The following is a 20,597-nucleotide window of genomic DNA, read 5'->3' on the forward strand; positions in this document are numbered from 1 at the left end:
GATTTTTGAATTTAAATTTGTAGATTTGTAACAATCAGCCAGAACGAATGAAGCAAAAATACCTTTTAAGTTTCATATTTATATGCTTTTTGTCTTTTGCCACTCCCGTAGCGGCTCAAGACACTACAAGCACGGGCAATAGAACCGAGATTCCTATTTCAGGATTATCGATCTATCCTAATCCTGTTACTGGCGGTAAGGTTTACATTAGCACGACCAGAAATCTTGAAAAACAAATTGAGATTTACAATGTGCTTGGAAAACCAGTTCAAAAGACAAGGATACGAGGGAAAGAATTAGATGTTTCTGCTTTAAGCCCGGGCATTTATATCCTGAAAATTGAAGAACAAAATAGCAAAGCAACAAGAAAGCTCGTTATTAAATAATATTACAATAATATTTTAAGTACCTGAAAGCTTCTATTTATAGAGGCTTTTTCGTTTTACAGATGACCCATAGCATGCTCAAGGACCAGATATTTAATATTTCTTCTGAAGCTGAATTTGAAAGGATTACACTCGAGGTGTTTAAGTTTCAGTATGCCCAAAATAAAGTGTACCGCCAATTTTGCCAATTATTGGGCAAAGACAGCACTTCGGTTAACAGTATAAAAGAAATACCTTTTCTTCCAATTGAATTTTTTAAATCCCACAGCATACTTTCTTCTGAAAAAGCGCCGGAAATCACCTTTACAAGTAGCGGAACAACCGGAAAAACCACCAGCAAACATCATGTGATCGATTTAAAGCTTTATGAGGAAAGTTTTACTGAAGGATTTAAACATTTCTATGGAAATCCTGAAGACCTGGTGATATTTGCCCTTTTACCGTCTTATCTTGAACGGCAGGGTTCTTCGCTTATTTATATGGCAGAAAACCTTATTTCCAGAAGTAAAAATGACGAAAGTGGCTTCTACCTCAACGAACTTCAGGAGTTAGCCGCAAAACTTACAAAACTTGATCAATCTGGAAAGAAAATCCTGCTCATAGGCGTTTCCTTTGCCCTTTTGGACATGGTGGAAAACTTCAGTTTTAAGCTTCAGAATACAATTATCATGGAAACCGGCGGAATGAAAGGCCGGCGCAAAGAAATGATAAGAAAAGAGCTGCATCATATCCTTGCTAAAGGTTTTGGGGTTGATAAAATCCACAGTGAGTACGGAATGACGGAATTGCTTTCGCAGGCCTACTCTAAAGGATCTGGTGTTTTTGAATGTCCGCCCTGGATGAAGATTTTAATCCGCGATCCTGAAGACGCGCTGGAAATTCTTCCGGAAAACAAAAACGGCGGAATAAATGTAATCGATCTGGCAAACCTTAATTCCTGTTCTTTCCTTGCCACACAAGATCTTGGCAAAAATTTCTCAAAAAACACCACAGAAATTCTGGGCAGATTCGACAATAGTGACATTCGGGGCTGTAATCTTATGGTTTTATAGCCTGATTAGCAGCAGACTGTAAAAAATAGAATACATTAAAAAAATTATTCCTGTAAAACCTTATCAATACTGGGATAGGAGAAAAAAATAGAAATAATTCAATTTTTTTATGTAGAAAAATGTAATGTAAAGAAGATTTTTCGACCTAATAAGTGTAAGAAAGTGAAATTGAATTTCCTCTCTTACAGGTTAGTTGGTTTTCATAATAAATTGGTTGGTTAGTTAGTTGCAATCCCTCTGTACACCCCTACGTGACAGAGGGATTTGCATTTTATACCACCCTTATTATATACGTATTTTTTTTACCCTTATTCAGGATAACATATTTATTGTTGAGAAGATCTGAAGTTGTAATTACATAATCTTCCTTTACTTTTTCTTTATTAACAGAAACAGAATTCTCTTTTAAAGCCCTTCTGGCTTCCCCGTTAGAATTGAGAAAGTCTGTTTTTGCAGCAAGGGCAGCGATCATATCGAGACCAGCTTCAATTTCTGTTCTGGCTATTTCAGCTTGTGGCACTCCTTCAAAAACATCCAGAAAAGTAGCTTCATTTAAACCTTTAAGATCCTCAGCTGTACTTTTTCCGAACAAAACTTCAGAAGCTTTAACGGCATTGTCGTAATCTTCTTCAGAATGAACCATTATCGTCACCTCTTTGGCCAAAACCCTTTGAAGTTCCCTTTGATGAGGAGCTTCAATATGTTTGTGAACCAAATCACTAATTTCTTCTTTACTTAAAAAAGTAAAAATCTTTATATACTTTTCAGCATCAGCATCACTCGTATTCAGCCAATATTGGTAAAATTTATAAGGTGACGTACGCTGCGGATCCAGCCATACATTTCCACCTTCGGTTTTGCCAAATTTCGTCCCGTCGGCTTTTGTTATTAAAGGACAGGTTAAGGCATAGCCTTTTCCGTTCCCAATCCTTCGGATAAGTTCGGTTCCTGTTGTAATATTACCCCACTGGTCACTTCCACCCATCTGTAAAGTACATTGGTGCTCCCTGAAGAGATGAAGAAAATCGTACCCCTGTACCATTTGATAAGTAAATTCTGTAAAAGACATTCCTTCCGCAGCATCAGAAGACAGCCTTTTCTTTACAGAATCTTTTGCCATCATGTAATTAACGGTAATGTGCTTGCCCACATCACGTATAAAAGCCAGGAATGAAAAATCCTTCATCCAGTCATAGTTATTTACCAAAACTGCCGTATTTTCTGCATCACCTTTAAATTCCAGGAATTTTGATAATTGCGCTTTTAGAGCTTCCTGGTTATGACGTAGCGTTTCCTCATCCAGTAAATTACGCTCTGCAGATTTTCCTGAAGGGTCGCCAATCATCCCGGTAGCACCGCCAACAAGTGCGTAAGGCTTATGTCCACAAAGTTGAAAATGTCTTAACATCATCACCCCCACTAAATGACCTATATGAAGCGAATCTGCGGTAGGATCTATCCCCACATAGGCAGCACGCATTTCTTCCATTAAATGTTCTTCGGTTCCCGGCATTGCGTCATGTAACATTCCGCGCCACGTAAGTTCTTCTACAAAATTTTTGTTCATGGTCTCTAAGTCTTCTAAAAACAGCCGTAAAGATACCATAAACTGTTCTTTTTCCTAAGTGGTTTCGCTATATTTACCACATGATTCTAGTAACCGGAGGAACGGGCCTTGTGGGTTCGCATTTACTTTTGGATCTCGCCAGATCGGGAGAGAAAATCCGCGCGATCCATAGAGAAAGCAGTAATCTTGAAACGGTGGAGAAAGTTTTCTCCTATTATGTTTCTTCTGCGGAAGCAAAAAAACTTTTTAATACTATTGAATGGGTTAAGGCGGACATACTGAATATTCCGGCCTTAAAATTGGCATTTTCAGGGGTTGACTTTGTTTACCACTGTGCGGCACTTATTTCTTTTGATTCCGGCGATGTCAACAAACTCCGGCAAATAAATATTACGGGCACAGCAAATGTTGTAAACCTTTGTATTTCGAATTCGATTAAAAAACTTTGCCATGTAAGTAGTACGGCCAGCCTCGGAAAACCCTTGGTAGGTAATAAAATTACTGAAAAAACTCCCTGGAACCCTGAAGAGAACCATAGCGATTATGCAATTTCAAAATACGGAGCTGAAATTGAAGTTTGGCGCGGAACACAGGAAGGTGTTGACGCGGTAATTGTCAATCCCGGAATAATTATTGGCCCCGGATTCTGGAATGCGGGGTCTGGTCCTCTTTTCCAAAAGGTAGATAAAGGATTCAATTATTATTTTCCGAAAATCACAGGGTTTGTAGATGTAAAGGATGTAGTTAAGGCCATGCAGCAATTAATGGCTTCAGAAATTAAAAACGAACAGTATATCCTGATTTCTGAAAACCGAAGTTTTAAATATGTCTTGAAAGAAGCGGCGGCAAGTATTAATAAACCCGCACCCCGAAATAAATTAAAGAAATGGATGATTTTGCTGGCCTGGATATTTCAGAGCCTTGGAAGTATTTTTGGATTCAAAAAACAGTTTAGCAGGAATTCCACTAGAACCCTTTATGACGAGTGGCATTTTAGTAATAAAAAAATAAAGAACGATCTGAATTTTCAGTTTCAGCAATTATCAGAAAGTATCAGGGAAACCGGAAAAATCTATTTAAAAGCGTCCTGATTTCACCTTCTTCTATCCTCCCCGGATGAAATAAGGCTGTCCCGGGAAATAAAATTTCTACGCCGTATATCCCGCACATCATTTAGAGAATTCTGTCTCCTTATAGAGTCTCTCAATGAATCATTTGGAATAGAATCCTGTGCTGCAACAGAATCCAGTTTGGAAATAGAATCCTGTATTCGTTCTTCTTCTTGCTGGATAGAATCACGCGCCTCTTTAACATGCTGCAGCCGATCTCTTACACGCTCAAAAATACTCTCATAAGTCGTGAAATTTTCGGTATAATAATCATTGCTGCGCTCCAGCTGCAGGCTGTCTATATCGTGCTTTTCATAAATATACTGGTAAGGTTTTATACCGGCATCTTCAAGAACTGTCTTGTTTAAATTCCTTGCCGATTGCAAAATAGCAAGTTCTGTAAGTACATCCACCATCTTCTCTTCCCCTATCAGATCATCAGGTTTCTCTGTCCGCTCAATATTTCGGCAGCCAGAAAAAAGAATTACAACAAGAAAAAATAACAGAATGTTTTTCATTTTATCTATCAAACGTTAGACGCTCTGCAACTTTTGAAAAAGGCTGATGTTTAAAGTTTTTATATACCAGGCGACCATTTACAAATGTATGTGTGACCCTGGATTTAAATGTTGTTCCTTCAAAAGGAGACCAACCGCACTTATAGACAGTGTTATCCGGCTGCACAGCCCAGGGAGCGTTTAAATCTACCAGTACAAGATCTGCTTTATATCCTTCTCTTATATACCCCCTATCTTTGATCTGAAAAAGTATAGCGGGGTTATGGCACATTTTTTCTACAATTTTTTCCAGACTAATTTTTTCCTGATGATGAAGCTGAAGTAAAGCCGGTAATGCATGCTGTACCAGGGGACCTCCGCTGGGAGCTTTGGTATATACATTTTTCTTCTCTTCCCGGGTGTGGGGAGCATGATCTGTCGCAATAACATCTATATAATCATCTTTCACTGCCTGTAACAGTGCCTGCTGATCCTTCTCTGTTTTTACTGCAGGATTCCACTTGATAAAAGTTCCTTTTTTAGCATAATCTGAATCATTAAACCATAGATGGTGTATACAAACTTCAGCAGTGATTTTTTTATCCTTCAGAGGTTTTTTATTACTAAACAGGCTTATTTCTTTTGCTGTGGAAACATGGAATACATGCAATCTTGCCCCTGTTTTCTTAGCCAGTGCAACCGCCCTGGAAGAAGACTTATAACAAGCTTCAGCACTTCTTATTTTAGGGTGCAATTCTATAGGAATATCCTCGCCATAACGTTCCACACATTCCTCAAGATTTTTGCGAATAGTCTCTTCATCTTCACAATGCGCTGCTATTAACAAGGGAGACTTCAAAAATATTTGCTCCAGCACTTTTTCATTATCTACCAACATATTTCCGGTAGAAGAGCCAAGGAACAACTTTAAAGCTGCAGTAGTTTTTGGGTCTATCTTTACAATTTCATCCAGGTTGTCGTTAGTACCACCAAACATAAAAGAATAATTGGCGTAAGAAGATTCTTTTGCCAACTGGAACTTTTCTTCCAGCAACTCTATGGTAGTGGTCTGCGGCAGGGTATTGGGCATTTCGATAAAAGAAGTAATTCCTCCTGCAACTGCTGCACGGGAACCCGTTTCAATCGATTCTTTGTGCGTAAGACCCGGCTCTCTAAAATGAACCTGATCATCTATAAGCCCCGGCAAAAGGTAATTCCCTTCTGCATCATAAATAATAACATCGGGAGATTTAGCACTTATACTTTCAGCAATTTCTACTATAATCCCTTCTTCTATAAAAACATCGCCTTCTTTGATCTTACCCTCATTGACAATTTTGGCGTTTTTTATTAAAACCTTTTTCATTATACTTCCACCTTATTAAAAAGACTTTTCATCTTCATATTTATTACCCCAAAAACAGCTTCAGAAATAATCGAGCCGCTCATTTTAGATGTGCCCTTAGTTCTATCTGTAAATATTACCGGCACTTCCACAATCTTATATTTTAACAAATGGGCCTTAAATTTCATTTCAATTTGAAACGCATAACCCACAAACTGAATCTTATCCAGATGGATATTTTCCAGCACTTCCCGTTTATAACAAACGAAACCAGCAGTGGTATCCTGAATATTCATTCCTGTAATAAACCTAACATATCTTGAGGCCAGCCAGGACATTAGCACCCGGTTCATTGGCCAGTTAACAACATTCACGCCGGTTATATACCTCGAGCCGATTGCGACATCGGCATTATCCCTCTTACAGGTATTGTACAACCTTATAAGATCATTAGGATTATGGGAAAAATCGGCATCCATCTCGAAAATATAACTATAATGGCGATTCAGGGCCCATTTAAACCCTAAAATATAAGCAGTACCGAGTCCTAATTTCCCCTCCCTTTCTTCCAGGAATAAGGAATCTCCAAACTCTGCCTGCAAGGTGCGGACTCTTGCTGCTGTACCATCGGGAGAATTATCATCCACCACCAGAATATGAAATTTGCGTCGCTGGGAGAACACATTCCTAATTATGCGCTCAATATTTTCAATTTCATTGTAGGTGGGTATAATAATTATCCCTTTTACCATCCCGTAAAATTTTGCACAAATGTAGGCATTTTATGTAATCGTTTCTTTGGATTTACGGTCAAGTTTTTATTTCAATAATCATACATTTGTAAAAAATTCACCACTTGCAGGCAATAGAAAGACAAGCAGATACTTCAGATTGGATTACACTTATCCTTTTGGTCTGTATTCTACTGCTGGCCATCATCAAAATGACATACCCACAGCGGTTTGGAGAGTTTATCTCTCTGCTAAACTCAGGTAAATTTATGATGTTTAAAGGAAAGGAGAACCATGCTTTTCATCCTTTTAACATATTGATGCTCCTGGTTAATATAGGCGCGGTTTCCCTTTTTTTGCTTATTCTACTGGATTTCTTTTTTCACATTGAAAAGGAAGAAGCCGTTATTATCTATATACGCATTGCAACGGCCTACGCCAGTTTTGTACTTATAAAGTTGGGCATAGAAAAAATTATCGCAAACGTTTTTTCACTTGATGAGAAAATAGATTACTACCTCTTTAGAAAACTGGGATACCGCAACTTTATCTCTCTTTTTGTTCTTCTGGCAGTGATTCTCCTCACCTATTCCTTTACCCCTACGCGCACAATACTTTACGGTATAACTGGGTTTATACTTATTAGTAATGTCCTGAGCCTGTTTATTATTTACAGACAAAATCAAAATATTATTTCGTCAAACTTGTTTTATTTTATTTTGTACCTTTGCGCTCTCGAAATTGCCCCTTATATTATTTTATACAAGCTGTTTACAAATAACTGGGATTAAATAAAGTAAAGATATATGAAAGTGAAAACAATTTTGATTTCTCAGCCAGAACCAAAAGTCGAGAATTCTCCTTATTTTGAGCTGGAAGAAAAGCAACGAGTAAAAATTGATTTCATTCCCTTTATACATGTTGAAGGTGTATCTTCTAAAGAGGTAAGACAACAAAAAGTAGATCTTACCCAGCATACAGCAATAATCCTGACCAGCAGAAATGCCGTTGATCATTTCTTTAGAATTGCTGAAGAAATGCGTTATAAAGTTCCTGATACCTTAAAATATTTCTGTTTAAGTGAGGCTGTTGCTTACTACCTGCAGAAATACGTGGTATACCGAAAACGTAAAATCTACGTAGGAAAAAGAACTTTCGCAGAATTATCTCCTTTAATCAAGAAGTACAAAAATGAGAATTTTTTACTTCCTTCTTCAGATATGCTAAAGCCAGACGTTCCCAAAACTTTGAATAAGCTTGGAGTTAACTGGAAAAAAGCAACTTTCTACAAGACTGTAGTGAGCGATCTGTCCCATTTAAGAGATGTAACTTACGACATTCTTGTTTTCTTTAGTCCTAGCGGAATTAAATCTCTTTTCGAGAATTTTCCTGATTTTAAACAGAATGAGACGCGAATAGCGGTTTTTGGTAACACTACTATTAAAGCCGCAAAGGAACACGGACTAACGGTAAACATTAAAGCACCTACCGCAGAAACTCCTTCGATGACGATGGCGTTAGAAAAATATATCGCTCAGATGAATAAAAAATAATTTCTTCTGATGAATAAAAAAAATCCGGTACTTCTTTTGAAATACCGGATTTTTTTTAACCGTACTTAATTCTTCAAAGCTGCGCAAAGCTTGACATCTTTTTTGGCGAGGTATCGAAAACTCCCATTTTCGACCTGTGCTTTATATTTTCACACCTTCTCCCTTTTGAACTTAAAAATGCTTATCAGCATTAAACCCCAAGCAACGATTAAAAGGCTACCCCCAAAAGGAGTGACAAGGGCAATACTCTTAAAATCTAGGTCGGTAAGATTATTTGTCGCGAGTAAATATATAGAACCCGAGAAAAAAATTATCCCAAAAACGAACAGGTAAAAAATGACATCCCGTAATTTAGGTGTCAGGAAATTATTGGCTCCCAAAAGGAGCATAAGCAGTGCGTGGTACATCTGATATTTTACAGCCGTTTCAAAAGATTTCATAGAAGCATCCATTAGAAGTGGCTGCAGCCCATGTGTAGCAAAGGCTCCTGTAATTACACCCAGCAATCCAAAACATGTTCCAGCAATTAGGAATTTTTTATCCATAATTATATAATTAGTATTACTTTCCCGTTTGTACTTTAAAAACTATGGAAGCTGCCGAACCTGTTTTTCCACAGGAAAAAAGCGCTTCACAGGTAACCTCAAAGCTTCAGTTCCAGACTACGTTTTGTTTCTGTAAGTTTATTATAACCGGTTCTCTTTATCTGCTTAAAGTTTATTATTCCCAAAATGAATAGGATTGGAATAATAGCAATATCAAACGATTGCAAATTTAATATCCACATAAAAATTACACCAACTATACTCATAAATAATACAAAAGCTAAAACCGCACTTGATTTAATTCTAATAATCTGCAGAATGTACATCAAATACAACGGATTACACCAGATGACATTCAAATTAAATTTTACCTCCGGATGTTCTGAAAAGAGCCACATTAAAGATAAGATGAGCCCGGTCGCACCTATTAAAAAACTTATAAGCAACTGGATTGATTTGGGAAACCAGAAAAGAAATATTAGTAACAAGAGAGAAAATACGACCAGTGGAGAAAACCTGTTCTGAAAATCACTTTTTGTTTTCTTTTCTACCTCATTTAATACTATTTCTGAATTCACTAAGGGTATTCCATTGAGGGATGCATTATTTATTCCTTCTTCCAGATAGATTGGCAAAAACATCCGCTGGTATTTATTTGAATTCCTATCTAAAGTCTTCCCCAACAACAAGTTGACTCCAAACCTTAGCCACAAATTTTTCTCTAAATGTGCATTTATTAATTTTCTGTTTGATTCCGCTAAATCTTGATCTGAAAAACTTACGTCTAGTCCTTGCAGCAAATCGCTAATCTCAGTGGAACAATTTTTTTCCAGAAAAGAATATAAATACTGTCGGTTTTCCGGCCTGTAAAGAAAATTTAGCTTTGCAATAAGTTTACCCTTATCTTTTTCAGTAAGGCTTAGCTTTTGTTCTGAAACCAGCCTGTTTTCATCTGAACATTGCTTAATAAAATCTTTCGTCTTTTGGATACCCAGGGAGTATCTTAATTTCCCTCCTATAAATTTGAAGGTAAAATTCGGAGCATCAAAATCAAAAATTCCAAAATTATAAACCACGTCTGTTGATTTTTCTTTATCTATAATTCTAATTGCCGAATGCCCAAATACTGAATATACTTCATCCCCGGGGGAACAGGTAAGAATACTTATTTCAGGCTGGTCGACAGCGTAACACCACTGCGTGATAAAAATTATAAAGATGAAAACAGTTTTCATTTTAGATGTTTGCCAACTACAAATTAAATAAGTCACGGAAAAAAGCGCTAGTTAAAAACCAATTTCTGCAGCTAATTTACACTTTAAACCTTAAGAAGCCACGGATGAGAGAACCTGCAAAGCCTGAAACAAACTATGAGATTAAAACAGGAATAATATGGAAGTTAAATTTTAGCCTGATACTTTAGGTTTTGCTAACATTTTAGCAGAAATTTCTTATTTTAGATTAATAACCAAAAGCCACCACTATGAAAATTGTTGATCAGGATGTTGTTATAGATGGTATAGATAAAACAATCCTCAACGCCCTAATGGAAGATGCAAAAAGACCAATTCTGGAAATTGCACGGGGTATAGGCATAACAGGCGCTGCCGTACACCAAAGACTTAGAAAACTGGAAAAATCGGGGTTAATCGAAGGCTCAAAGCTTATGATAGACCCGCGGATTTTGGGGTATAAAACAATGGCTTTTGTTGGTGTTTATCTGGACAAAGCGGTAAGTAACCCAAAAGCAGTAAACCAGCTTCGGGAGATCACAGAGGTTATAGAATGCCATTATACTACCGGAAACTGGTCTATATTTCTCAAAATTCTCTGTAAAGACAACGAGCATCTCATGCAGGTACTCAACAAAAACATCCAGGGAATTGAAGGGGTTTCCAGAACAGAAACATTTATTTCCCTTAATCAGCAAATCAACCGACAGATTAAGATTTAATATTTGTATTTATTCTAAATAAGAATTAGCTTTGGCGACGCAATGAAATTATTATTTACGTCCAAATATTTTTCTTCGTACCAGTACGACAAAGGCCGCTGCTTTTATGTGGATTTTTATCGTAAAACGGTAAAATTGAGCTTTTGTCAGCTTTTGGCATTTCGGCAGCAGGTGAAAAAAATAAATCCTGAAAATCATTTTAATGGTGAAAACAAAAGCGGCATTGAAATTTTAATGCTTTGCAACAGGGAACATATTTTTATTCTTGACACCCTGGAAATATTAGACCTTCAGGAGCTTGTAAACGGGACCTTTGGAATGCTGGAACTTAATTCACTTTTAAGTGCCCCGGCTTAAACTTCTGGCTTCCTAAGATTTAGACTGCTTCTAAATTCCTTTCCTTTTAGTTTAGTCGTATGTTTTTTTGTATTTTTAATTAAAATAGAATATGAAAGATCTTGTAAGACAAAAGCTGAGTATCCATGTAGAAATCATGGACCTTCTAAATAAACAAATACAAAAAGAAGCACATTCTTCTTCTGCATATCTGGCTATGGCATCCTGGTGTGATCATAATGCCTTAACTAACAGCGCGAAATTTTTCTACGATCAATCTTTAGAGGAGCGCGAACACATGCTGAAAATTTTCAAGTTTATTAATGACAATGGAGGTACTGCCTATTCTCCTGAAGTCCAGGGCATAGAACACGACTATAATTCCCTACAGGAAATTTTTGAAGTTGCTTTGGATCAGGAAATTACCATCACCAAATCCATACACAATATCGTTTATAAATGCCGCAAAGTGCAGGATCTCAATACAGAAAATTTTCTGCTATGGTTTGTCACCGAACAGGCCGAAGAAGAGCAAACCATGAGAAGAGCCTTGGAACTTTTTGATTTAATGGGCACTGAAGGTTTAGCATTAAAATTTATTGACGAAAGAATTCCACAGATTCGGGAATAAAAAACTAAAAACTTAACACAAAAAAAGGCTGCCCAAAAGCAGCCTTTTTCAATATAAATTATTTCTGTTTCTTTAATCTCTTCCCATGTAAATGCTCAGGAAGTAAAGAAGAGTAGCCAAAGAACCTACTGCAGCAACAACATAAGTTCTTGCAGCCCATTTGAGAGAATCTTCTGCCGCTTCATGCTCCTGGGAGCTCAACATATTCTCATTTTCCAACCATACAAGTGCACGCTTGCTCGCATCATATTCTACCGGTAAAGTTACAAAGCTAAAGAGCGTTCCCATACCAAACATAATTATACCTATAAGTAAAATAGTGCTTCCCAGGGCAGTGGTAGCCATTAACATTAGACCACCAAAGATTACCCATTGTGAAAATCTTGAAGCAATACTCACTACCGGCACTAACTGGCTTCTCATTTTAAGCCAGCCATAGGCATTTGCATGTTGTACAGCGTGACCACATTCGTGAGCCGCAACTGCAGCCGCTGCCGCATTGCGTTGGGTATATACACCTTCGCTAAGGTTAATCGTCTTTTTAGCCGGGTTATAATGATCTGTTAGCATTCCCGGTGTCGAAATGACTTTTACATCATGAATACCATTATCATGTAGCATCCTTTCGGCAATTTCCTTTCCGCTCATCCCGTTCTGCAGATGAACCTTAGAGTACTTTTTAAATTTACTCTTCAATTTATTGCTCACATACAGGCTTACAATAAATATCAAACCAGCAATTATATAATATCCAAACATCTTTTACAATTTTAAATCTTATCAAAGATAGCAAAAACCCGGCCAATACTTACAGCATCAGCATCTCTGCCATTCCAAATCTCTAAAAGCATTTAATTATTATAAATTTTTCTTTAGAAGTGAGATTCCTTCTATTTATGTTATTTCTCAAAGTAAGATATTATCTATATTTGCATCAATAATTTATACCTTTCACTATGCATTACAAGAGAATACTTCTAAAATTATCGGGAGAAGCTTTAATGGGAGAACGCCAATATGGCATAGATCCTATAAGGCTGGCAGAATATGCCGAAGAAATAAAATCGGTTACCGATAAAGGTATAGAAGTAGCAATAGTAATTGGTGGTGGAAATATATTCAGAGGAGTTGCCGGCGCCAGCAAAGGCATGGACCGCGTACAGGGAGACCATATGGGAATGCTTGCTACTGTTATTAATGGGCTCGCTTTACAAAGCGCTCTTGAAGATGCAGGAATCCAGACAAGGTTGCAATCTGCCATTAAAATAAATGAAGTTGCAGAGCCCTTTATAAGAAGAAAAGCGATTCGTCACCTGGAAAAAGGAAGAGTGGTGATTTTTGGTGGAGGAACCGGGAATCCTTACTTCACAACAGATTCCGCAGCAGTTTTACGAGCTATAGAAATTCATGCAGATATTATTCTAAAAGGAACAAGGGTTGATGGAATCTATACCGCAGACCCTGAAAAGGATAAAAAAGCAACCAAATTTGATTATATTACCTTTGAAGATGTAATTAAAAAAGGCCTGAAAGTCATGGATACCACCGCTTTTACGCTCAGCCATGAAAACGAGCTACCAATAATTGTATTTGATATGAACACTCCCGGAAACCTCATAAAAGTGGTTACGGGTGAAAAAATAGGAACAATAGTTAATTTGTAAATTCACCTGAAAGATAAAAGTTTACTAAAAATGGAAGACGAAGTTGATTTTATTATAGATAGTACGAAAGAAGGAATGGACAGAGCCATTGAGCATTTAAAGAAGCAGTTGCTCAACATTCGTGCAGGTAAAGCAAACCCAGCGATGTTGGGCGGAGTCCTTGTAGAATATTACGGTGCAAAAACACCTTTAAACCAGGTCGCAAACGTTTCTACACCAGATGCCCGTACTATTTCTGTTCAGCCTTTTGAAAAGAAACTTATCCCCGAAATAGAAAAAGGGATCATGCAGGCCAATCTTGGTTTTAATCCTATGAATAATGGGGAAAGTGTAATTATAAACGTTCCGCCATTAACAGAGGAACGTCGTACCCAGCTTGTAAAACAGGCAAAAGCCGAAGCCGAGGACGCGAAGATTGGCGTGAGGAACGACCGGAAATCTGCCAACAACGATCTTAAAAAGTTAGATATTTCTGAAGATTTGCTTAAAAGTGCTGAAGCAGATGTTCAGGAGCTTACTGATAATCACATCACAAAAATTGATGAAATTCTGGTGGTGAAAGAAAAAGAAATTATGACGATATAACGTTCAAAATTTCTCTTTGACGAAAATTGCCAAATTCAGCCTGCCGCTTTGGGAGACTTAATTTGGCAATTTTTATTTTAGTGGCTACTGAAGATTTATAGTATCTTCAGAATAAAAATTTTATATGCACAAATTTCTGTTTTTTGCTCTCCCGTTGCTCTCGTTTTTCAGCCTTACAGCTCAAAACGAGGTATCAGGAAAAATAGTTAATGCAGAAAACGGAGAACCGCTTCCCTATGCAACAATAAGTTATGGAAATGACCGGAATGTGATGACCAACATTGACGGCTCTTTTGAGATTACTTATAAGGAGGACCAAATTCAGCTAAAAATCACTTACGTAGGCTTTTTTAGCAAGAATGTAGAAATTTCAGATGCCATAACGTACGTTGTGGTGAAAATGCAACCTTCCGTAGAAAATCTTAATCCTGTTTTTATTTCTTCCGAAGAAAATACTGCAAACAGTATCATCAAAATGGCAATTGCAGCCAGGGAACAGAATGATCCCGAGCAGGCACTGGAGGCTTTTCAGCATAACACTTATACTAAATTTATTATCGACAACCAATCTGACGCTGTAAACCTGGAAACCGACACTACAAATGTAGAGGTTGAAACGATCATCAACACCGCCAGGGCTTACCTTTCAGAAAAAATATCAAAAACAGCTTTTCAGAAGAAAATAGGAAGAACAGAAACAATCCTGGGCCTGAAAACTGCAGGTTTTGAAGAGCCGGTTTATGAAATGCTCTCGCTGGAAGCCAATCCTTATTCTTTATACAAAAAAGATTATAAGTTATTCCAAACGGATTATGCAGGACCATTGGCAGATAATGCCCTTAAAAATTACAATTTTAAAATTCTCGACACCACAACTACAGACCATCCCGCTTATGTGATTTACTTTGAACCAAAACGTGAAAAAACAGTCGCAGGCCTGGAGGGAATTTTATACCTGGACGTTTCGAGCTATGCGATACAGCGTGCAAAAGCACAATTATTAGGCGCTATAAAACTGGAGGTAAACCATCATTATAAATATTATGATGAAGCAGGAATATGGTTTCCGGAAAGACAGACCACCACTATACGTCCCAGCACGGGAGAAAAGGATATTGCGGTCTTTGGAGGAGTAATTTCTGTAGGAACTCTGCAGAGAAGCGATAACATTGTTAACCGGGTTCTTGGCTCCGGAGAGGTGCGCCCAGATGCTGTTCTTTCTTCCAGTTCTACCAATTATGATGTTGTTTTTGAAGCGCCCAAAGATCTTCAACGAAATCCCGCAAGTATAGAAGTTCCCCCCGAAGCTGGTGAACAGCCGGAGTCTTTTTGGAAAACTAACCGGCAGGAGCCCTTTACTTATCGTGATAAAAATGCCGCCCAATATGTGGATAGTATTGTAAAGGCCAATAATGTAGAACGTAGGATTGAGGTGAAACAGGCGCTATCAAATGGCAATTATCCACTTGGTTTTTGGAATTTTAACATAGGTGCTTTTTACTCTTCCAATGGTCACGAAGGCTGGCGGCTGGGACTGGGAGGCAGAACCAACGATAAATTATCAGACCACTTTAATCTTCATGGGTATGGCGCTTATGGCCTAAGGGATAAAAAATTTAAGTATAATATTGGAACCCAAATCTATCTCGACAAATCTTCAGGAACAAACTTGAATATTGATTACACAGATGATATACGGGAATTTGGTGCTTTTCAATACCGCAAAAAGGTAGATTTATTTTCACTCTTCAGGCCGCGCTTTGGCAATATTGCCTCTTATTTTAACCATAGAACTTTAAGTACAGGGTTGGAGCACCGTTTCAACGCCTATACGACTTCAGAGTTGCTGGTAAGCAATAGCCGCATTTCCATGAACGAGAGTTTTGAATACAGCTATTTGCATAACGGACAACTTTATTCGGAATATGATATTACCGAAATTACTTTTTCCGTTTTATGGCGGCCGTTTAGCAGATTTCTCCATACTCCTGAAGAAAATGTCCTGCTGGAAAGAGGTTTTCCACGATTAACTGCACAGGTTTCCCAGGCAGTAGAAGGAATTGCAGGTGGGGATTTCACGTTTACACGTGCCGGAATTATGGTGGAGCATGAAATAAGCCAGCTTGACCAGTCCAGGACAGAATTTATTTTTGAAGCTAATTATGCCTTTGGTGATCTTCCGCTTACGCATGTTTTCCATACATCCCCCAACAATGTAAATGAACCAAAAATCCTAAATCGTTTTGCTGTGGCAGGAAGGACCGCTTTCGAAACCATGTATTTTAATGAATTCTTTAGTGACAGGCAGGCCATGTTTCACATAAGGCATCAACTACGCCCCTTTTACATCACTCGCAGCTTCAAACCGGAGCTTGTCATGTTTTCCAGGTTTGCCATTGGTGATTTTGAAGATATGGACAATCATCCTTTTGCAGAATTTAAAACGCTAAAGCACGGTTATTCTGAAGCCGGCGTGGAGCTAAACAATATTCTCCTTGGATTCGGCCTTAGCGCGGCATATAGATTTGGAGCTTATCACCTCCCGGACTTCAGAGAAAACTTTTCCTTCAAGTTTACTTTCGCGTTACCGTTATAGAATTATACTTTACCGCCTCAAAAAGCAGTATTTAACTGAGCTTTTTCTAACTTTGCCATCCTTTAAAAACTCACCATGTCTAAATTATTCAGCTTTGGTTTCTGGAATTCCGTAGCGCGGCTTATTCTGCGAAACAGGCTAATTATAATTTTTATTATTCTCGGGATTACCGTAGCTCTTGCCACGCAGTGGAAAAACATGCGCTTTTCTTATACTGAAGCCAACCTACTGCCAGATGATCATCCCATAAATCAGGTTTATTATGATTTCCTGGACAAATTTGGAGAAGAAGGAAATTTAATTGTTATTGCTGTTAAGGATTCCTCTTTATTTACTCCGAAAAAGTTTGAGGCATGGACAAATCTCAACGACAGTCTGGAAACTTTTCCCGAAGTCGATTATGTACTCTCTTTAGGTAATCTGCAAACACTGGAGAAATTTAACGATCCCAATCGGTTTGAAATGGTTCCTTTTATTGAAGAGGAAAATCCCGGAGAGGAGCAGCTGCAGGATTATGAAGATGAATTATTTAACCGGCTTCCATTTTACGAAAACCTGGTTTACAGTGCCAACTCTAATACGGTTCAATCTGCACTATATATTAATAAAGACATTGTCAATTCTGAAGATAGAAAAACTTTTGTTCTTGAAGAACTGACTCCGCTACTAGAAAAATTTGATGAAGAGTATGATCTGGACATCCGGGTTTCCGGAATGCCTTACATCAGGACGCTCAATTCGCAGAACATCATAGACGAAATAAGTATGTTCCTGCTGGCCGCTTTGCTGGTCACTTCCCTGATCTTCTTTTTCTTCTTTCGTTCTATAAGGGCTACTGTAATTTCCATGATTACCGTTTGTATTGGTGTAATGTGGGCGTTTGGGGTAATTGGTCTTCTCCACTACGAGATCACCATCCTAACCGCGATTATTCCGCCGCTAATTATCGTAATTGGAATTCCCAACTGTATTTTCCTGATTAATAAATATCAGCAGGAAATCAAGAAGCACGGAAACCAGGCGAAATCCCTGCAGCGGGTTATTACGAAGGTTGGAAACGCTACCCTCATGACCAATGTGACCACAGCTTCCGGGTTTGCAACCTTTATCTTAACAGATAGCACATTATTGAAGGAATTTGGTGTTGTAGCTTCCATAAATATTCTTGCACTATTTCTCCTCTGCCTGCTGGTAATCCCAATTATCTACAGCTACATGTCTTTGCCGAAGGACAAACACCTTAAGCATTTAAACAAACGCTGGATTGGTGGTTTTGTTGGCTGGATGGAAAACATGGTGAGGCACCGCAGAATTACAATTTATATAGTCTCAGTAGGATTACTTGCCGCAAGCATCATTGGTATTTACAATATTAAAGTTTCAGGAAGTTTGCTTGAAGATATGCCTCAGGAAGCGGAATTCTTCCAGGATATAAAATTCTTTGAAGAGGAATTCGACGGAATAATGCCTTTGGAAATTTATATTGATACGCAGCGCAAACAGGGTGTCATGAAGCTTTCCACATTAAAAAGAATGGAAAAGCTGGAAAATTTGATTGCTGAAGTTCCTGAACTTTCGCAACCACTTTCTGTAGTCCGCCTGGTAAAATATTCAAAGCAGGCCTACTACAACGGCAATCCAAAGTATTACCAGCTACCAAGTTCACAGGAACAGAATTTTATCATGCCGTATATACAGGGAATGCCTTCAACAGAAAATCTGCTGGGAACATATGTAGATTCCACAGGGCAATATGCCCGAATCACGACCTTTATGAAGGACATTGGTACTGAGGAAATGGAGGGAATTGAAGAAGACCTTTGGCCACAAATCAACAAAATATTCCCTGAAGAACGATATAATGTTTCCCTTACCGGAAAAGCATTGATTTTTCAAAAAGGGACGAATTACCTGGTAAAAAACCTCGTATTGTCGCTTTCACTTGCCATTTTCCTGATTGCTATTTTAATGGCCTGGATGTTCAGGTCCTTCAGGATGATTCTTATTTCATTGGTGCCAAACCTGTTACCGCTACTGGTCACGGCAGGAATGATGGGTTTTCTTGGAGTCCCCATAAAACCTTCAACAATTCTTGTTTTCAGCATCGCATTTGGTATTTCTGTAGATGACACCATACACTTCCTGGCAAAATACCGGCAGGAATTAAAGGCCAATAATTGGAAAATTAAGAGATCGGTCTATGCGGCATTAAAAGAAACCGGCGTAAGTATGTTCTACACCTCCATTGTTTTATTTTTCGGTTTTTCAGTGTTTATGATAAGCAGTTTTGGCGGAACGGTGGCCCTTGGCGGATTAGTTTCTGCCACTCTGTTGTTTGCCATGCTGGCTAATCTGCTCCTTCTCCCTTCTTTGCTGCTTTCTTTGGAAAAAAGCATTGCCAACAAGGAGATTATGAAAGAACCGGCAATTAATATTGTAGAGAGTTCTGAAGATGATGACGAAATTACCAGGGAGGAGAACAACAACAAATATTAAAAATCAAAGCTTTGCAGGCAACAACGGAAAATTTATCTTTGTTGCCATCTAAATCTAATTAAATGACACAGGCAAAAGTTGCTGAATTACTGGACAGCAATCAGTTTTTACAGGAATTTCAGGTAAAAGGATGGGTACGTTCCTTTAGAAGTAACCGCTTTATTGCGTTAAACGACGGCTCAACAATTAATAACCTCCAGTGCGTTATAGATTTTGAAAATACCGATGAAGACATTCTGAAAAGGATCACTGTTGGCGCCGCCATTGGCGTAAAAGGAACTTTAAAAGAAAGTGCCGGAAGTCAGCAACGCGTGGAAATTGACGTGAACGAAGTTGAGATTTACGGCGATGCAAATCCCGAAGAAGTAAAACTCACCATACTTTCGCCCAAACGCCACAGTCTTGAAAAACTTCGTGAACAGGCGCATTTAAGAGTACGTACAAACACTTTTGGTGCTGTAATGCGGGTGCGTTCCAAACTGTCTTTTGCGGTACACAGCTATTTTCAGCAGAACAATTTTCATTACGTAAATACGCCAATTATCACCGGAAGCGATGCCGAAGGTGCAGGTGAAATGTTTAAAGTAACCAATTTTGATCTCGAGAATCCGCCGAGAAAGGAAAACGGTTCTATCGATTACAAAAAAGATTTCTTCGGAAAAGAAACCAATTTGACCGTTTCGGGACAGCTAGAAGGGGAAACTTTCGCACTTGGCCTGGGTCAGATTTATACTTTTGGACCTACTTTTAGAGCTGAAAATTCCAATACCTCCCGCCACTTAGCCGAATTCTGGATGATAGAACCGGAAGTGGCTTTTTGCGACCTGGACGGCAATATGGATCTTGCTGAAGATTTTATAAAATATGTATTGAAGTACGTTCTTGAAAACTGCAAGGATGACCTGGAATTTTTGGATCAGCGTCTCTCTAATGAGGACAAAGCAAAACCAAAAGCAGAACGAAGTGAGATGGGATTGCTGGAGAAACTTCATTTTGTGCTCGATAACAACTTTAAGCGCGTAAGTTATACCGAAGCGATTGATATTTTAAAAGATTCCAAGCCGAATAAAAAGAAGAAATTTAATTATCTTATTGAAGAGTGGGGTGCTGACCTACAAAGTGAACACGAGCGTTTTCTCGTAGAAAAACATTTCAAATCCCCGGTAATTTTATTTGATTATCCGGCCAATATTAAAGCTTTTTACATGCGCCTGAATGAAGACGGTAAAACCGTGAGGGCAATGGATATCCTTTTCCCGGGAATTGGGGAAATTGTAGGTGGGTCACAGCGGGAAGAACGTTTGGATGTGCTTCAGGATAAAATGAAAGCTTTGGGAATAGACGAAGAAGAACTTTGGTGGTATCTTGACACCCGTAGATTTGGTACCTGCGTACATAGCGGATTTGGATTAGGTTTTGAACGACTCGTGCTGTTCGTAACCGGAATGAGCAATATACGCGACGTAATCCCATTCCCGAGGACACCGCAAAACGCGGAGTTTTAGAAGAGTAATTCTAAAAACCTCACAGGTTTTGAAAACCTGTGAGGT

At 38.4% G+C, this 20,597-nt stretch carries 20 protein-coding genes; 13 read left to right on the forward strand and 7 right to left on the reverse strand.

Going from position 1 to position 20,597, the window contains the following annotated elements:
- Positions 1-47: 47 nt before the first annotated feature.
- Together RM545_RS09910 and RM545_RS09915 are read left to right on the forward strand one after the other, a co-directional pair.
- Positions 48-386 (forward strand): T9SS type A sorting domain-containing protein, encoded by a 339-nt coding sequence (locus RM545_RS09910; RefSeq protein WP_311495166.1) that lies wholly within the window; start codon positions 48-50, stop codon positions 384-386.
- 74 nt (positions 387-460) lie between these two features.
- The gene (locus tag RM545_RS09915; protein WP_311495232.1) at positions 461-1,438 is read left to right on the forward strand and encodes a LuxE/PaaK family acyltransferase; all 978 of its coding nucleotides are present in this window, start codon (positions 461-463) and stop codon (positions 1,436-1,438) included.
- A gap of 271 nt (positions 1,439-1,709) precedes the next feature.
- On the opposite strand, the gene tyrS is transcribed toward RM545_RS09915, so the two are convergent.
- Complete coding sequence (gene tyrS, locus RM545_RS09920; protein ID WP_311495167.1) at positions 1,710-3,005, reverse strand: tyrosine--tRNA ligase; 1,296 nt, start codon at positions 3,003-3,005, stop codon at positions 1,710-1,712.
- Positions 3,006-3,085: 80 nt separating this feature from the next.
- On the opposite strand from tyrS, the gene RM545_RS09925 reads away from it, so the two are divergent.
- Positions 3,086-4,096 (forward strand): NAD-dependent epimerase/dehydratase family protein, encoded by a 1,011-nt coding sequence (locus tag RM545_RS09925; protein WP_311495168.1) that lies wholly within the window; start codon positions 3,086-3,088, stop codon positions 4,094-4,096.
- Between the two features lie 2 nt (positions 4,097-4,098).
- On the opposite strand, the gene RM545_RS09930 is transcribed toward RM545_RS09925, so the two are convergent.
- Genes RM545_RS09930 through RM545_RS09940 form a run of 3 tightly spaced genes read right to left on the reverse strand, consistent with a single transcriptional unit; the run spans position 4,099 to position 6,708 of the window.
- Positions 4,099-4,632, reverse strand: a complete 534-nt coding sequence (locus RM545_RS09930; protein ID WP_311495169.1) for a DUF4296 domain-containing protein — start codon at positions 4,630-4,632, stop codon at positions 4,099-4,101.
- A gap of 1 nt (position 4,633) precedes the next feature.
- Positions 4,634-5,977 carry a dihydroorotase gene (locus RM545_RS09935; protein WP_311495170.1) on the reverse strand — a complete coding sequence of 448 codons (1,344 nt, stop codon included), beginning with the start codon at positions 5,975-5,977 and terminating at the stop codon, positions 4,634-4,636.
- A complete protein-coding gene (locus tag RM545_RS09940) occupies positions 5,977-6,708 on the reverse strand; it encodes a polyprenol monophosphomannose synthase (protein ID WP_311495171.1) in 732 nt (243 codons plus the stop codon). Before RM545_RS09940 ends, RM545_RS09935 begins: the two co-directional genes overlap by 1 nt.
- Before the next feature lie 104 nt (positions 6,709-6,812).
- Here RM545_RS09940 and RM545_RS09945 point away from each other — a divergent pair, with 104 nt between their 5' ends.
- Together RM545_RS09945 and RM545_RS09950 are read left to right on the forward strand one after the other, a co-directional pair.
- Positions 6,813-7,478 carry a DUF4271 domain-containing protein gene (locus tag RM545_RS09945; RefSeq protein ID WP_311495172.1) on the forward strand — a complete coding sequence of 222 codons (666 nt, stop codon included), beginning with the start codon at positions 6,813-6,815 and terminating at the stop codon, positions 7,476-7,478.
- Positions 7,479-7,493: 15 nt separating this feature from the next.
- The gene (locus RM545_RS09950; RefSeq protein WP_311495173.1) at positions 7,494-8,240 is read left to right on the forward strand and encodes a uroporphyrinogen-III synthase; all 747 of its coding nucleotides are present in this window, start codon (positions 7,494-7,496) and stop codon (positions 8,238-8,240) included.
- Positions 8,241-8,389: 149 nt separating this feature from the next.
- Here RM545_RS09950 and RM545_RS09955 read toward each other — a convergent pair whose 3' ends face one another.
- Both RM545_RS09955 and RM545_RS09960 read right to left on the reverse strand, forming a co-directional pair.
- Positions 8,390-8,785, reverse strand: coding sequence for a DUF423 domain-containing protein (locus tag RM545_RS09955; protein WP_311495174.1), 396 nt, complete (start codon positions 8,783-8,785; stop codon positions 8,390-8,392).
- Between the two features lie 98 nt (positions 8,786-8,883).
- Positions 8,884-10,020 (reverse strand): lipoprotein N-acyltransferase Lnb domain-containing protein, encoded by a 1,137-nt coding sequence (locus tag RM545_RS09960; RefSeq protein WP_311495175.1) that lies wholly within the window; start codon positions 10,018-10,020, stop codon positions 8,884-8,886.
- A 248-nt stretch (positions 10,021-10,268) separates the two neighbouring features.
- Between RM545_RS09960 and RM545_RS09965 the strand changes: the two genes are divergently transcribed.
- The 3 genes from RM545_RS09965 to RM545_RS09975 all read left to right on the forward strand — a co-directional run bounded on the left by RM545_RS09965 (position 10,269) and on the right by RM545_RS09975 (position 11,706).
- Positions 10,269-10,739, forward strand: coding sequence for an Lrp/AsnC ligand binding domain-containing protein (locus tag RM545_RS09965; protein WP_311495176.1), 471 nt, complete (start codon positions 10,269-10,271; stop codon positions 10,737-10,739).
- Positions 10,740-10,781: 42 nt separating this feature from the next.
- Positions 10,782-11,096 carry a hypothetical protein gene (locus tag RM545_RS09970; RefSeq protein WP_311495177.1) on the forward strand — a complete coding sequence of 105 codons (315 nt, stop codon included), beginning with the start codon at positions 10,782-10,784 and terminating at the stop codon, positions 11,094-11,096.
- 91 nt (positions 11,097-11,187) lie between these two features.
- Positions 11,188-11,706, forward strand: coding sequence for a ferritin (locus RM545_RS09975; protein ID WP_311495178.1), 519 nt, complete (start codon positions 11,188-11,190; stop codon positions 11,704-11,706).
- 72 nt (positions 11,707-11,778) lie between these two features.
- Here RM545_RS09975 and RM545_RS09980 read toward each other — a convergent pair whose 3' ends face one another.
- Positions 11,779-12,465 carry a zinc metallopeptidase gene (locus RM545_RS09980; RefSeq protein ID WP_311495179.1) on the reverse strand — a complete coding sequence of 229 codons (687 nt, stop codon included), beginning with the start codon at positions 12,463-12,465 and terminating at the stop codon, positions 11,779-11,781.
- Positions 12,466-12,662: 197 nt separating this feature from the next.
- On the opposite strand from RM545_RS09980, the gene pyrH reads away from it, so the two are divergent.
- The 5 genes from pyrH (at position 12,663) to asnS (ending at position 20,552) form a co-directional block, all read left to right on the forward strand.
- On the forward strand, positions 12,663-13,370 hold the full coding sequence (pyrH, locus tag RM545_RS09985; protein ID WP_311495180.1) for a UMP kinase: 708 nt from the start codon (positions 12,663-12,665) through the stop codon (positions 13,368-13,370).
- Between the two features lie 30 nt (positions 13,371-13,400).
- Positions 13,401-13,955: a ribosome recycling factor gene (gene frr / locus RM545_RS09990; protein WP_311495181.1), complete on the forward strand. Its 555-nt coding sequence runs from the start codon at positions 13,401-13,403 to the stop codon at positions 13,953-13,955.
- A 124-nt stretch (positions 13,956-14,079) separates the two neighbouring features.
- A complete protein-coding gene (locus tag RM545_RS09995) occupies positions 14,080-16,551 on the forward strand; it encodes a DUF5686 family protein (RefSeq protein ID WP_311495182.1) in 2,472 nt (823 codons plus the stop codon).
- Between the two features lie 75 nt (positions 16,552-16,626).
- Positions 16,627-19,047: an efflux RND transporter permease subunit gene (locus tag RM545_RS10000; RefSeq protein ID WP_311495183.1), complete on the forward strand. Its 2,421-nt coding sequence runs from the start codon at positions 16,627-16,629 to the stop codon at positions 19,045-19,047.
- 62 nt (positions 19,048-19,109) lie between these two features.
- Positions 19,110-20,552, forward strand: a complete 1,443-nt coding sequence (gene asnS, locus RM545_RS10005; protein WP_311495184.1) for an asparagine--tRNA ligase — start codon at positions 19,110-19,112, stop codon at positions 20,550-20,552.
- Positions 20,553-20,597: the final 45 nt, after the last annotated feature.

The organism is Autumnicola lenta (assembly GCF_031846515.1).
Taxonomy (GTDB): domain Bacteria; phylum Bacteroidota; class Bacteroidia; order Flavobacteriales; family Flavobacteriaceae; genus Autumnicola; species Autumnicola lenta.

Excerpts from the sequence above, each read along its gene's own strand:
- RM545_RS09910 (WP_311495166.1), top strand. The coding sequence starts at position 48 with ATGAAGCAAAAATACCTTTTAAGTTTCATATTTATATGCTTTTTGTCT.
- RM545_RS09950 (WP_311495173.1), top strand. The coding sequence starts at position 7,494 with ATGAAAGTGAAAACAATTTTGATTTCTCAGCCAGAACCAAAAGTCGAG.
- RM545_RS10000 (WP_311495183.1), top strand. The coding sequence starts at position 16,627 with ATGTCTAAATTATTCAGCTTTGGTTTCTGGAATTCCGTAGCGCGGCTT.
- frr (WP_311495181.1), top strand. The coding sequence starts at position 13,401 with ATGGAAGACGAAGTTGATTTTATTATAGATAGTACGAAAGAAGGAATG.
- RM545_RS09995 (WP_311495182.1), top strand. The coding sequence starts at position 14,080 with ATGCACAAATTTCTGTTTTTTGCTCTCCCGTTGCTCTCGTTTTTCAGC.
- RM545_RS09935 (WP_311495170.1), bottom strand. The coding sequence starts at position 5,977 with ATGAAAAAGGTTTTAATAAAAAACGCCAAAATTGTCAATGAGGGTAAG.
- RM545_RS09915 (WP_311495232.1), top strand. The coding sequence starts at position 461 with ATGCTCAAGGACCAGATATTTAATATTTCTTCTGAAGCTGAATTTGAA.
- RM545_RS09970 (WP_311495177.1), top strand. The coding sequence starts at position 10,782 with ATGAAATTATTATTTACGTCCAAATATTTTTCTTCGTACCAGTACGAC.
- RM545_RS09955 (WP_311495174.1), bottom strand. The coding sequence starts at position 8,785 with ATGGATAAAAAATTCCTAATTGCTGGAACATGTTTTGGATTGCTGGGT.
- RM545_RS09975 (WP_311495178.1), top strand. The coding sequence starts at position 11,188 with ATGAAAGATCTTGTAAGACAAAAGCTGAGTATCCATGTAGAAATCATG.
- RM545_RS09960 (WP_311495175.1), bottom strand. The coding sequence starts at position 10,020 with ATGAAAACTGTTTTCATCTTTATAATTTTTATCACGCAGTGGTGTTAC.
- asnS (WP_311495184.1), top strand. The coding sequence starts at position 19,110 with ATGACACAGGCAAAAGTTGCTGAATTACTGGACAGCAATCAGTTTTTA.
- RM545_RS09940 (WP_311495171.1), bottom strand. The coding sequence starts at position 6,708 with ATGGTAAAAGGGATAATTATTATACCCACCTACAATGAAATTGAAAAT.
- RM545_RS09930 (WP_311495169.1), bottom strand. The coding sequence starts at position 4,632 with ATGAAAAACATTCTGTTATTTTTTCTTGTTGTAATTCTTTTTTCTGGC.
- pyrH (WP_311495180.1), top strand. The coding sequence starts at position 12,663 with ATGCATTACAAGAGAATACTTCTAAAATTATCGGGAGAAGCTTTAATG.
- RM545_RS09980 (WP_311495179.1), bottom strand. The coding sequence starts at position 12,465 with ATGTTTGGATATTATATAATTGCTGGTTTGATATTTATTGTAAGCCTG.
- RM545_RS09925 (WP_311495168.1), top strand. The coding sequence starts at position 3,086 with ATGATTCTAGTAACCGGAGGAACGGGCCTTGTGGGTTCGCATTTACTT.
- tyrS (WP_311495167.1), bottom strand. The coding sequence starts at position 3,005 with ATGAACAAAAATTTTGTAGAAGAACTTACGTGGCGCGGAATGTTACAT.
- RM545_RS09965 (WP_311495176.1), top strand. The coding sequence starts at position 10,269 with ATGAAAATTGTTGATCAGGATGTTGTTATAGATGGTATAGATAAAACA.